Raw genomic sequence first — 13,546 nt, forward strand, 5'->3', positions numbered from 1 at the left:
TAGCCTGTTGCTGTGCAACAGGTTCGGAGGTGGACTAATCCCTGCCGCAATAGCGGCAGGCTACGGCACGGGTTCGGAGCGGAATTTTCCGGGTTCGGGGAATCCCTGCCGCGGTAGCCTGTTGCTGTGCAACAGGTTCGAAGATCGTCTAATCCCTGCCGCGGTAGCGGCAGGCTACGGCGGAGCCGCGGGCGGAGCGGCGCGCGTTAGCGGATCAGCGCGCACAGGTGGTGGGCGATGTCGGTGTTGTTCATGTAGCCCTGGAGTTGCTCGCTGGTGGGGCCGGCGGCTAAGACCGGCACATCAACGCCGGTATGGCCGTGGGTGGTCCAGCCGGTGCCAGTGACATCAGCGGTAACAGCCACTAAGGCATCGCTAATAGCGGCTTTACGTGCCTTAACGTCTTTGATGCCCGCCGGTGCCAATAGCTGCTGCCATTGTTCCGCAGTGAACGCTAACCCCGGCATTTGCTTCTGCAAATAGGTCTTCCATTCAGTTCCCGGCATCCCCAACAAATCCGCCGTCATCACCTCAATAGACGCATTAATTTTCATCACTCGCTGAGCAAACCACGCGTATTCGCCATCGCGCCCTAAGGTTAAGCCTCCAGTTGAATGGTCTGCAGTGACTACCACAATAGTATTGGGGTGCTGCTGGCGGAATTCACGCACCACCCGCAATGTTCTATTCAGACTATCCATTTCGCGTACCGCGCAGGCAATATCGTTGGCATGACCACACCAATCAATTTGGCTACCCTCAATTAGCAAGGCGAATGGCTTGTCCTTTGCCGACAATAAACGCAACGCATTCGACGTCATATAAGCCAAGCGGTTAACATCGTCATCAATCGCGTGCGGCAAGCCCACAGGGGCAAATAGCCCTAAAACCGGCGTCTGTTGCACACGAGTCAAATCGGCAAAGTCAGTCACTACGGTCATGCCCTGGTTCTGTAACACCGATATCCAGTCTTTATCGTTGCGTTTAAAATACGACAACCCACCACCAAGCATCACGTCGAATGACCATTGGTTTTCACCGGTTTGGGTTGCCATCTCGTCGGCAATGGCGTCGTAATTACGGCGCGAAACGTTATGAGTAAAAAACGCTGCCGGTGTTGCATGGTTAACCTGAGACGTTACAACCGCGCCCGTTGACCAGCCGTGGTTACGCGCTTTCTGCATCAATGTCTGCAATGGCTGGTGTTGTGAATCTACCGCAATGGCGCCGTTATAGGATTTGGTTCCGGTTGATAACGCGGTTGCCCCAGCCGCGGAATCGGTGACCAAGGTATCGTCATCCGGGTAAGTGGTTGCCGAGCCGCGCAATAAGTCATCAAACTCCGTAGCGCTCAAGCCGGGTTGATTGGGATCGTCGTAGGCATAACGGTAAGCACTAATGTACTCAAAGCCCATGCCGTCTCCAACAATATAGATGATATTGGGTGCCGACTGTTCCGCAACCACACCAAAGCTCGCTGCAGCGAATGCTGCGGCAGAAATCCAACGCGTTAATCGCATACCAAAATTCCATTCATTAGAAAAAATCAAATTTTAGCAAAGGGTTTATGACAAACCTATTAAGAATTTTTTCGCGAATATGCTTTATGTCATAGTTACTTTATGCATATTACATTCTAATAAAATTGATCACGGCCAGCTGTTTAGTTTTTGACCGCGGATAAGAACAACAATATTAGCCTCTGCTAAGGATACACCTAATGAAATTTCTACACTCCCTTACGGCAATCGCGGTTGCTGCGGCGCTCTCTGCCTGTGGCGGCGACGATGAAAAAAATGTCGCACCTATAGCAACAGATGACTCTTACACCGCTACAGTTGGTGCGACCAACACTATTGACGTGCTAGCGAACGATAGTGATGAAAACACCAAAGATACGCTCAGTGTTACTGCTGTCACCCAACCTGATTCAGGTTCGGTAACCATCAATTCAGATGGTACATTGAGCTTTGAACCCTCTGGCGATACGCTCGGTGATGATAGCTTTACCTATACGGTTAGCGACGGGGAGCTTGATGACACCGCGACCGTGAGCCTAACCGTGCAACAAGCATTAGCGTTCTCAGGTAAAGTTGTAGACGCCGCGATACCTAATGCCACCGTTACTATTACTATTGGCGAGGACACATTCACCACCACCGCCGATGAGGATGGCAATTACACACTAGAAGTGTTCTATACCGATGGCACCAAGCTGGTAAAAATTGAAGCCGTTGGCTCAGCTGATAACGAGCAAGACCACGTGGATTTGACCAGTTTAATGCCTTCATTAGCCACCTTACAAGGGCTAGCAGGTGATGACGCAATAGTGCAGCGCAGCGAAGCCGGTGGTACTAACGTTACCAACGTTACCACTGCCTCTTATGTACTGACCAAAGAGGCTAATGGTGGTGAAGACCCTGCCGATGAGAATACTCTTAGTGCCGCAGAGTCGAATATTGATGGTACCAAAGTACTAGAAATAGCAGCGGTCATTAAGGTCATTGTCGATAACCCAGACTTCGATTTACCTGATGGTGTGAGCACTATCGGTGAACTGATTAATGACGAAACCGCCTATAACGACTACGTAGCCTATGTCGAGAATACCGATCCAACGGCGTTGCAAGCAGCCGCTGATGCCATTGTCGAAGATGAAGAACTGACCGTGGCTAGCACACAGTTCAAGTTGCCGGCGTTTTATATTCAGCTGCCAACAACGCAGCCTGGCTTTATCGCTCGCGGCGACAGCACACTATATTTTAACGACGATGGAACCGGGGTTTATATCAACGGCTTTTTCGGTTTAGAAAACGAAACCGACTTTACATGGAGTCGTGATGACAATGGTTACTATGCGTTAGACTTTGCAACTCCAGCGGTTTACATAGATTACCCAGCGGTAACCGATGAAACCGACGATGCCACTATTCTTGCGGCCTACGATGATGCCAGTGTTTATCAAGTCGAGACGGAAGTTTCGGTGTCGGCACTAGCATTTAAGCTGTTGGTTGATGGTAAAACGGTTGATCTTGTTCAAGCCAAAGAAACCTACACGAAAGTGTACCAGCCATTAAATGGCGTGGATGGAAAAACCTACCAAATCCCAACCGCGCAAGGCGTTCGCAAATTCCAGTATTCGTACTTGAATGGTGATGCGTTGCCAAAAATCGCTGGAACAGAAGCGGACTTAACCACTCAGCAATGGGTACTCCCTATTGTGGGTTTAGCGGCTCCGGGTGATATGCATGAAGCGCTGCAACCGGATCTAATCACCTTTAACAGCGATGGTAGCTTCGGCTCTGACTACGCAGGCGTTGATGGCGAGTGGTCGCTTACAGATAGCATTATCTCTATGAGCTATACCTCGGAAGAGTTTGGCGATGTTGAACAAAAAGTACAGATTGTCTCGACTAAAAATGGGGTGTACACCGCATTTGTTGAGGTCTCATCAGAAGCAGCAAACGCCACTTGGTATGACTGGGTAGCACCGCGCGATCCTGAATACACTATTGACCCAGCGGATTTAGTGAATACCGCAGCGACTATGTGGCTGACCAATCCAAATATTTGGTATGCCTCACAATGGGATCAAGCAGAGAACTTACCTTCGGTATTCACCATTTTAGGCTGGCAGTTCGACGAAGCTGGTAAAGCCTATAGGACTTCTGTTGGTTGCCAAGAGTATTATATCGATGGCACCTGTACCTATGACTCGACCTTGGTCGTCTTAAATAACTCAACGAGGAATTACCGCGTTATTGAAGACAGTTCAGGGCAGCAGCGCATACAAATGGCTTACAACTTTGAGTGTTTTGGTGCAGGCAACCAAGTTGATGCTAACTGTGCGGCGTATGAATATATCCCGTTACAAGAAGCGGAAAATGGTCAGATTACCTTATTAGAAAGCGTGTTTGTGGATAGAGATCCAAGCACACCGGTAAATTTGGTAAGTGGCTTTACCCCGCGAGTTACCGTTTCGATTCCATTTGAATTCCCGCAAGGTATTGAAAACTCAGCATTCCCGGGCGCAACAGCCTCCAGTGGGCAAGCTATGCCTGCCGGAAAAGTGGATCGGGTTTCTTTTTTAGGAAAGACGAAATCTGCACCGTTAGTGATTAACCATTAACATAGGCGTAACACTAAAAACCCGCTCAGTTGAGCGGGTTTTTTTGGTGCGTTAAAAGCTATCGTTAGTCTGGCTGACGAAGTTCTTCAACAACTTCAATGTCTGCACCACTAACACCTTGCATATGCTTTAGCTGTTGCTTAAGCGCAAGCATGTCGGTTCCTTCTGGAGCACGTAATAACGCCACATTCATGCGGTCGTAACGCTTATCAACAACAAGCCCCAGTTGCGCTGCAATTTCATCAGGATCGGCCTGAGTCAATACAACACTGATAACACCTGAAACATAAGCAGGTTTACCGGTAATAGTATTCACCATTTCAGTACCTGCAAACAACGGCTTCTCGTTGGCATTGTTTAAGGTTGAGGCATCAACCCCCATCGGTAGACGCGTAAACTTATAGCCTTTGTAATCAGCGCCCTTAATAGCCCCTGGCTGAATAGCCTGAAATGGACTTACTTTATTCGCATTCTGGTGCGGCAAAAGCTTTCCGTGCTGCTGCGCCAGAGCAGGGATAGAAAGCAAGCTCGTAACAGCGATACTCAAAGTTAATGTTTTCATTATGCTTTCCCCCTTATTCCGCATGGCCATAGAAACGCACACTTGCCGCCTCTAATTGACTTGGAACACTGTTATTCGCGAAAGTTTCAGTATTGTTAGTGATTGGATAACCACTCGCTTGGTAATCATCACCATTTACGTCGACTAAACGAATAGTCCACTCACCAACAGCAGATTCACCATAAAAGGCGTTCGCTAAGAACAATGTATCTTCTAAAATGTACTGACTGCAGTAGCCATCAGCACCAAGGTTCAATGCTTGCGCACCGCTCAACAACTGCGTTGTAGTACCTGAAGGAGAGGTAACTTCAATAGCGAGGTCGTTACCGGCAGTAGTAAAATTACAACCATTCAAGTCCGCGTTCGATACTGTTAAACGGAATTGAACACCTTCTAAGACCATGTCGTCAGTCACTTCGAAAGCGAGTGAAGCACCATCGGCATCGTTGTCTGGAACGTCAAGCGCAGTAGCAGGAGAAACATCCATCCAGTGGCCTTCGATAAGCGCTGGCATAAAACCTGCGGTTTGCGCTTTAGCCATTTTAACGGCTTCACCCGCGTTAATGCGTCCGAAACCGTACTTAAGGTTAAAGTGGTAACCCGCGGCGTTTTCAACCCAACCTGGATCAGCAACAAACGCGCCATCGCCAATAGTAATAACTACCGGCTCATCGTTCGGGTCGACTTGGTCGGCTGTGTTAGCAATGATGTGGCGAATTTCACGCGCTGATAACTGTGGATTCGCAGAACCGATCAACGCAATGACACCAGAGGTATTAGGCGCTGCGGATGACGTGCCGTTAAAAGTTGAGGTATAGTTACAACGAGGGTTTGCTTCGTAGCCTGGTGCATTGAATGGGAACAGGCCAGCGAAATAACCGGGAATACCCGTGCTAGCATCTATATTGTCTTGCGCAGGGAAGCTACTGTATCCGCGCAAACATGTTGCTTGGTCAGTCGTGACCATTGCAGGAGCAGCATAACCATACTCACCCGCCGGAGCTGAAACAAAGATGTTAGCACCAGCCGTTGAATAGCTAGTATGGCGACCATCTGAGTTAACCGCAGCAACAGATACCGTCCAGAAAGATGCATTTTCAGGATCGGTGTTACCGTTCAAGCATGTTAGACCAAGCGTAGTAGCACCTGACGCTTCACAGATACCATCAAAGTAACCCGCGTTACCGGTGTAATCAAACGCGTTTCCTGCCGATTTAACGTTTACCGCACCTTTGCCTTGGCGTAGCTCAAGGTTCACATAACGTTCAGCCGCCAATGTGGTGTCGGAATAATACAGTGCAAACGGCACTGAAATTCCATAGCTACGGTTATACGCGATCAGGTTCACTGAATCGTCTACGCCACTACCGGGAACACCGTGAGACAACAACTCGTTGAATTGTGTTTGAGTAGTTGGTCCACCAAGATAATTAACACCAAACACTTTAGCTTCAGGTGCTACCCCACGACCCCCCATACCGTTACCCGCTTCAGCAGCAATCAAACCGCTAACAGAGGTACCATGGTCGCCAGTTTCTTCCAAACTTGTTGGATCGTTAAGATTGGTTGCATCGTCACGCAAGTTTAGTGACAAGCCAGGTTCGATGTTGCCATCAAGGTCTGGGTGGGTAATTTCTAAACCAGAGTCGACAACACCAACAACCATGCCTTGACCCAGAGCACCTTGTTGATAGGCTGCAACAACATTCATGTCTTCGCCAGCAACTAAGATTGACTCGTCGAAGAAATTCGCCAGCGCTACGTCTTCTGGATAACCCAATACGTTAACTAAGAAATCTAAGAATTCTTGGCTTTGCGAGAAGGCTTTTTGCCCGGTGTTGCGGATGTGCCATTGTTGGTCAGCGAGTGGGTCACCAGCAACGCTAGCAATAGTTATAGTGCTCGATGTTTCAAGTTCACCATCACTAACGGTGACATTAATGGTCGCCGCTTCGTTGCTAAATGGTGTGTAAACAAAATGCCCAGTATTATCGATAGTAACTTCACCCGGTGCTTTACCATCGGTATCTGCAACTACACTTGCAGTAAAGGTTAAGTCATCACGGTTAGGATCATTCGCTGGAACCTGCCCTTCAGTTGGCTGAAACTGAGTAGTAGAGGCTACAGTAACGTTTTCAACTTGGGGCGCAATATTGTCGTCATCGTCGCCTACACAGCCGCTTAGCGTTGCCATAATAGCAGCCAAGAGCGCCGTTCGAGTAAAAGTGTGCTGGATCATTATTACCTCGCTTTGTTATTATTTTGTGCCAAAACACATCGATTTATTAACAAAATATCAACATTACAAGCGGGTTTGAAAGTACTTTTTCGTCTATCCTTGTTACAAAACGTGTTAAGACTGACGTTAAATTGCAAAAGTTGACGTGATATCCGAGACTTCAATAATGTACGGCGTTTCGCGCAACTGCCGCTCTAGTTGCCTTGCGCGGTGCTTTTGATATTGATAAACATAGTTCAGCTCATCCAACAAAAAGTCCATATCTGGCGCCCGACCTTGACTGCAACACACCAGCAGAGCTTGCAGCTCCGTTTGTTCTGGCAAGTCCTCGCGAAACGCCTGAAGTTCTGCCTCGGTGAGTTGTGAATACACCGAAAATTTCAGCACTTTTTGCTGCTCGTAAGGGGCGCGCGCAATCAGCACAATCTGGTTATCTAACCGCGCCTCGCGGCTCGCATTTTTCAGTGGTTGGAAAAGCCGCCCCACAACCGCTTTGCCACCTAGCAATTTTTCCGGTTCCACGAGCAGCGCTTGATTGCGTGCAATAAATGCTGCAACCGGTGTCAGTAAAGGCGAACTCGCCAGCAGGTCAAGCTGTGCCTGCTTACGTGTGCCATGGGCAAATAGCACATGGGGTAAAGCCGAACCACAATATAAGTTGCGGACTAACAAAGACAATTGCGGACTCAAACCCGCCTGTTTAACCCGATAGAGCTTTTCCGCATTATTCGCTGTTAGGTCAGTAAAAAACTGAACGCCAACATGACCTAAAGGAGCGTTTTCACTAGCCACTAAATGCAAAACCCGACCATCGCCGGCGAGGCGGACACAGCGATATGGCATATCCCGTAAGCGGTGCTGACGAGATAATTTTTCCATGTTCGGCAACGCCACCATGACCGTCTGTTCTTGACTCACGTCGCAAGGGGCTTCTAACTCTATCCGCAAGCCATTGACCGAAAAGTCTTTCAGCACGCCTAGGAGCTTTTGATCACCGACTTTAATGAGCGCTTGGGTGCGGTAGTTAAAACGGTCTTCACCCCGAACATTTACAAAAGAGGGGCTGATCCGATGCATCGACTTGGTGCGCTCAGAGCGTTGCAAAGCAAAGGGTTTGAGCAACATTAAGCTTTCTTTATTTAGCGGTATGTCGCTAGCAGGCAGCGTTAATGGTACCGTGACCAATTGGCCGACAAAGGTCATCGAGCGATAAAGCTTTTCCATCCGTGCCGCAGTATCTTGCTTTAACGCCTTTTCGGCATCGCCCAATAACGATTCAGGCAGGCTAGTTAGTGACGTGTCATTAAGCGGTTGTAGATTAGCAATACTGAGTTGCTGTAATGCTACCGCGCCTGGCTGTTGGGCTAGGCGCCCTAACAACAATTTAAGCTGTGGCTTTTGTGCTAGCTGTTCAGTGGGAATAACATAAAACTTTACCTGCCCACGCAAGGTCATACTTACACGGTAAAAACTGAGCTGGGTTACGTGCGTGCCACCTTGCTGCTTAATGGTAGTTAACGCATCAGCGACAAATGGCTTTTTCCATAGCGCATTAATCACCAACTCGTTTTTTTCGTTCAACCAAGCCGCAATAGCGTCGCCATTTGCCGGGGTTTCCAAAACACAGTGTTCCCCCGAATCGTGCTGATGAAATAACAGCGGGATATTACTGTGGTTGGCGAGCCATAATTGCTCATGGCCTTTATTCCGAACCGATTCTGCAACGTTATCAACATCGACTTTATAGCGCCGTTTATAGCCTGTCATTAGCGTGCGCAGCAGGCTCAACAGAGGGCTATCAGTATCGTTTTCATTGCCGGTTCGTTGTAGCCGCCAGTAAACCGCTTGGTCTTGCTCCTCAATATGGCGCAGCGTGTAATACTCGCGATGCTGGGTATCAAACACAAACTCATCGGCCAAGCCAACATAACGAATAGCGATAGCAGTATTCGCTGGAACCGCTGCCACAGCCGCTAACTGCTCAGCAAATTTTAGGCGGACGCCTTGGAACGAAATGTCTGTGGTTAGCGCGATAAATTCACAAGTGCAATCGCCCTTGCTGTCCAATACTTCAATTTTGGTCGCTACCACAAAGTTCATCCGCTCTTCACTACGCGCTTGATATTGACCTAGGGTAAAGCGCTCAATCGGCGTTAGGGCTTCCTCCGCAACGGGAGTAAGCGGAGCAACAGGAGCGACGCTATCGTTCAACTGTTCGCGCACTTGCTGCAATTGCTTGTCGCCAAGCACGCGGTAGTTATTCTCGGCGCTAAGAATGCGTTGGTAGGTTTCTTCGGTGAAGGTACCACGAAAGGTCTTAAGGCCTTGCTCAAAAATTTCACGAGCAACGCTATCAAGATAGTGCGTTCGCCCTTCATGTTCGTATGGTTCGACCACCCCATTAACCCGTCGCCGCAAATCGACTGTCTTATTTACGGGTTTAGTAAGGTCTTTAAGCTCCATTTTGAGCTTAAGCTTTTCAGGCCCAGACAAGCTCCCAGCGACTTTCTGAAACATTTCATCGAATTGCGGGTGCATGACGTAAGGCTTTAATTGTTCTACAAGCTGCTTTATGCGCCGATTCGCCATCATTCCATTGCACTATTTTTCATCCAACCCAACCAAGTTACTACAAGTTCTGGCTAGATGGTAGCCTGTTGCTATGCCGTAGCCTGTTGCTATTGCAACAGGAATTAGATCATCTACAACCTGCCGCACAGCGGCAGGCTACGACATGGGTCGCTCGAGCTAATCCCTGCCGCAAAATAAAAAGCCGCGCTAGTAGCGCGGCTCTTAGATCATTCATTCGTTAAGCTGCTGATGGTAACGTTAAGTCAGCATCCAAACGCTGGTTAAGCGTCTTGATTCTGCCGAGACATAACTCCATCTCCGCTAACAAACCAGACACTTGTTTTAGTTCAGTCATAGTCATTATCCCCTCCCAGTACCTCTACTCAACACTTCCTATATATAAGGCTTTTCGTCCAATTCAGCAATAGCAGCGCCCAAACTATCGTGACACCCTTTATCGATCGCTTTAGCCAATTTATCGGCTAGACCGATATACTGATCTATATCGGCAAGGTTTACCCGCTCATTAATCATTTGCGAGAGCTTATCAACAACATTCCGTAAGTTGCGAAGTTCATCTACCAGTTCCGCAAACGTCGGTTTATGATTTTCTAACTTAACCAGCGGCATCAGTTTGGCTTTACGCAACATTGCGCTTACTTCTGCAAAAATTGCAGCATGGAGACGCTGGAAACGATCTTGCGCCTCTTTAACTAGAAGTTCCTTTTCCATCGCCAGTTCACTCCAAATTATACTGAACTGGTTATTATATATACAGCTCGTAAAAGCAAATTCCTCCAGACAACGCCTCGCCATAGCCTGTTGCTATGTCGTAGCCTGATGCTATGCCGTAGCCTGTTGCTATCGCAACAGGAATTAGACGATATACAACCTGCGCCGTAGCCTGTTGCTATTGCAACAGGGATTAGACGATCTACAACCTGCGCCGTAGCCTGTTGCTACTGCAACAGGAATTAGACGATCTACAACCTGCGCCGTAGCCTGTTGCTATTGCAACAGGGATTAGATCATCTACAACCTGCCGCACAGCGGCAGGCTACGAGATCGACAACACCGCACGCGCAACAAAATTGGGGTTCATCAGGGTGCGTTTTTGGTTATAGCGCAGCGGGAGGTCCTCTTTGAGGGTATAAATTTCACCGCCAGCAGCACGCAAAATAGCATGCGCGGCCGCTGTATCCCATTCACTGGTTGGGCCCAAACGTGGATAAAGATCCGCCGTGCCATCGGCAATAAAGCAAATTTTCAGCGAACTACCCACGCCCACCAATTCGTAAGGCACACCCATTTTCTCGACGTAGTCAATTAAATGTGGAGACTGGTGCGAACGCGAACCCACTACCTGGAGCGGTTGATCATCGGGGCGTGAACGCACACGGATTGGCTCACCATTTAACGTGGCAGTAGCGCCCTCACCACCAAGATAGAGTTTATCTTTCGCCGGTGCATATACCACACCCAATACCGGTTCACCCTTCTCAATGAGCGCAATATTGACCGTGAACTCGCCGTTACGACGCACAAACTCTTTGGTGCCATCTAACGGGTCTACCAGCCAATAACGCTCCCAGCTCTTGCGAGTGGACCACGGCGTATTAACTTCTTCTTCGGAAAGTATGGGCGTGTTGGGAGTAAAACGCGCCAATTCGGCGCAGATAATATCGTGAGAAGCTAAATCAGCTTTAGTTAGGGGAGAGTTGTCGGCTTTGTATTCCACGCCAAGGTGGGGAGATTGGTAAACATCCATCACCGCCTGCCCAGCAGCGCGGGCAATTTCAGCCAACTTGTTCAACTCCAACACCTTCGTCATAGCCAAAGCATACCTCTTTAACATTGGGCATACCAAGATACGCCGTCTATGACAAATATCAAGGGTTGGATGGTTGGTGGTAGCCTGTTGCTATCGCAACAGGACGTAGATCATCTATGCCCTGCGCCGTAGCCTGTTGCTATCGCAACAGGACGTAGATCATCTATTCCCTGCGCCGTAGCCTGTTGCTATCGCAACAGGACGTAGATCATCTATGCCCTGCGCCGTAGCCTGTTGCTATCGCAACAGGACATAGATCATCTATTCCCTGCGCCGTAGCCTGTTGCTATCGCAACAGGACGTGGATCATCTATGCCCTGCGCCGTAGCCTGTTGCTATCGCAACAGGACGTGGATCATCTATGCCCTGCGCCGTAGCCTGTTGCTATCGCAACAGGACGTAGATCATCTATGCCCTGCGCCGTAGCCTGTTGCTATCGCAACAGGACGTAGATCATCTATTCCCTGCCGCAATAGCGGCAGGCTACAAAGGTTGGTGGTAGCCTGTTGCTATCGCAACAGGACGTAGATCATCTATGCCCTGCCGCACAGCGGCAGGCTACCAAAAACACAAAATGGATAATATAATATCCAAATAAAGCAAAAATAGTATACAATGGATAAAATATTATCCAATTCTCGCGATATGAAACATCAACTACTCACAGAACGTGATATTCAAGATGCGTTCGCAAAACACCTAAGAGGCTTACGTGAACAAGCGAAGCTTTCGCGTGACAGCCTGGCCGAACGTAGCGGCGTGCCCGCAGCCACTATTAAACGGTTTGAACTCACCGGGAACATATCATTTCGCCAGCTACTATCACTGTGGCAAACGCTCGACGACATTAAGCGCCTATATGCGCTAACCCAAAACACACAACAACCGTTTAACCCTCTTTCGATAGCAGAGGTGTGGCGAAATGACCAATAAACCGATTCAGAAACTTGATGTCTCTCGTACCTTAACGTCAGGGCGTAAAGTCAGTGTGGGCGTATTGGCGCAAAACAAGCACGGCGTCTATTTTCAGTACCACGACGAGTACCTTAAGCAGTTTCATAATCTATCGCCGTTCTCGCTGGTCGCCGACACATCAGTTCAACGCGCTCCTGATAGTCCACATCAGGGCTTACATGGCGTTTTTAGCGATTCGCTGCCAGATGGTTGGGGGCTGTTATTACAGAACAGGGTGTTCAGGCAGCGTGATATAGCGCCGGAAAGGATCACTGCCATGGATAGGTTGGCATTTGTTGGAGACTCAGCACTCGGCGCGCTGACATTTAGCCCTATGTCCGAGTACAACATAGCAAGCCAACAAGATACCAGTATCGCGGAGCTAGGCCTAAATGCCCAGCGGCTGTTTGACGGCCAGACCGACGAAGTACTGGCGCAACTGGTCGCCGCGGGCAGCTCTGGCGGCGCACGGCCGAAAGCCAACGTCTACGTTAACCCGAACGATCCGCGAAATTGCAGAACCCGCCCCAACCCCGGAGATGAAGCATGGTTGGTAAAATTTACCTCCGCAAATTTAGCGTTGGGACATGAGGAAGGAATGTGTGAAGCCGCTTATTTAACAATGGCGGCGCGTGCCGGATTACAACCGCCAGAATGGCGACTAATTGATGCCCCCCAACCGTCACAAGCGCAAAAGTGGCTGGCACTAAAACGCTTTGATTACGTCAGCAACCCGGAAGGTTCAGCCGGTAGAATGCACTTACATAGCGCTTGTGGATTGTTGGATGCGGATTTTCGAGCGCCGAGCCTAGACTACCAAGATCTGATAAAAGCAACAGCGATACTGTGTAAATCACCCGCCGCCGCGCAACGGCAATTTAGGCGCGCGATATTTAATTTATTGGTCGCCAACCAAGATGACCACAGCAAAAACTGGGCATTTATGCTTAACGATAATGGCCAGTGGCAACCCGCGCCATTTTACGATGTAACCTACAGCCCACACCCATTCGATGAGCACGCCACATCGTATGCAGGCTATGGCAAACAGCCACCGCTAAAAGCGCTAAAACAACTCGCCGATAGTGCCGGCTATGCACGTTGGTCAATCGCGCAACAGGCTATAGAGGAGATGTTCGACGTAGTCGCGGAGTTTGCCCAGATTGCCACTGACCTTGGCGTGAGACCACAAACCATAAAGCGCATCACCCAGCAGCACCAACAAATCCGCAAAGCCCTAATGTAGCCTGTTGCTATGCC

9 protein-coding genes are annotated in these 13,546 nt (G+C 49.0%); 3 read left to right on the forward strand and 6 right to left on the reverse strand.

What is annotated here, in order from left to right; translation table 11 throughout:
* Positions 1-206: 206 nt before the first annotated feature.
* Positions 207-1,520, reverse strand: a complete 1,314-nt coding sequence (locus CWI84_RS06345; RefSeq protein ID WP_126841747.1) for an alkaline phosphatase — start codon at positions 1,518-1,520, stop codon at positions 207-209.
* 200 nt (positions 1,521-1,720) lie between these two features.
* Between CWI84_RS06345 and CWI84_RS06350 the strand changes: the two genes are divergently transcribed.
* A complete protein-coding gene (locus CWI84_RS06350; RefSeq protein ID WP_126841748.1) occupies positions 1,721-4,129 on the forward strand; it encodes an Ig-like domain-containing protein in 2,409 nt (802 codons plus the stop codon).
* A 64-nt stretch (positions 4,130-4,193) separates the two neighbouring features.
* Here CWI84_RS06350 and CWI84_RS06355 read toward each other — a convergent pair whose 3' ends face one another.
* The 5 genes from CWI84_RS06355 to cysQ all read right to left on the reverse strand — a co-directional run bounded on the left by CWI84_RS06355 (position 4,194) and on the right by cysQ (position 11,332).
* Positions 4,194-4,691: a S8 family serine peptidase gene (locus CWI84_RS06355; protein ID WP_126841749.1), complete on the reverse strand. Its 498-nt coding sequence runs from the start codon at positions 4,689-4,691 to the stop codon at positions 4,194-4,196.
* A 13-nt stretch (positions 4,692-4,704) separates the two neighbouring features.
* Complete coding sequence (locus CWI84_RS06360) at positions 4,705-6,930, reverse strand: S8 family serine peptidase (protein ID WP_126841750.1); 2,226 nt, start codon at positions 6,928-6,930, stop codon at positions 4,705-4,707.
* 126 nt (positions 6,931-7,056) lie between these two features.
* Entirely contained in the window at positions 7,057-9,522 is a 2,466-nt protein-coding gene (locus CWI84_RS06365; RefSeq protein WP_126841751.1) for a PilZ domain-containing protein, read from the reverse strand.
* 372 nt (positions 9,523-9,894) lie between these two features.
* Entirely contained in the window at positions 9,895-10,233 is a 339-nt protein-coding gene (locus CWI84_RS06370) for a hypothetical protein (RefSeq protein WP_126841752.1), read from the reverse strand.
* Positions 10,234-10,558: 325 nt separating this feature from the next.
* Positions 10,559-11,332 (reverse strand): 3'(2'),5'-bisphosphate nucleotidase CysQ, encoded by a 774-nt coding sequence (cysQ, locus tag CWI84_RS06375; RefSeq protein ID WP_126841753.1) that lies wholly within the window; start codon positions 11,330-11,332, stop codon positions 10,559-10,561.
* Positions 11,333-11,977: 645 nt separating this feature from the next.
* On the opposite strand from cysQ, the gene CWI84_RS06380 reads away from it, so the two are divergent.
* Positions 11,978-12,265, forward strand: a complete 288-nt coding sequence (locus CWI84_RS06380; protein WP_126841871.1) for a helix-turn-helix domain-containing protein — start codon at positions 11,978-11,980, stop codon at positions 12,263-12,265.
* Positions 12,255-13,532: a type II toxin-antitoxin system HipA family toxin gene (locus CWI84_RS06385; RefSeq protein WP_126841754.1), complete on the forward strand. Its 1,278-nt coding sequence runs from the start codon at positions 12,255-12,257 to the stop codon at positions 13,530-13,532. The genes CWI84_RS06380 and CWI84_RS06385 overlap by 11 nt, the downstream gene beginning before the upstream one ends.
* The last annotated feature ends 14 nt before the right edge of the window (positions 13,533-13,546 follow it).

This window comes from Idiomarina tyrosinivorans (assembly GCF_003987475.1).
Lineage (GTDB): Bacteria > Pseudomonadota > Gammaproteobacteria > Enterobacterales > Alteromonadaceae > Idiomarina > Idiomarina tyrosinivorans.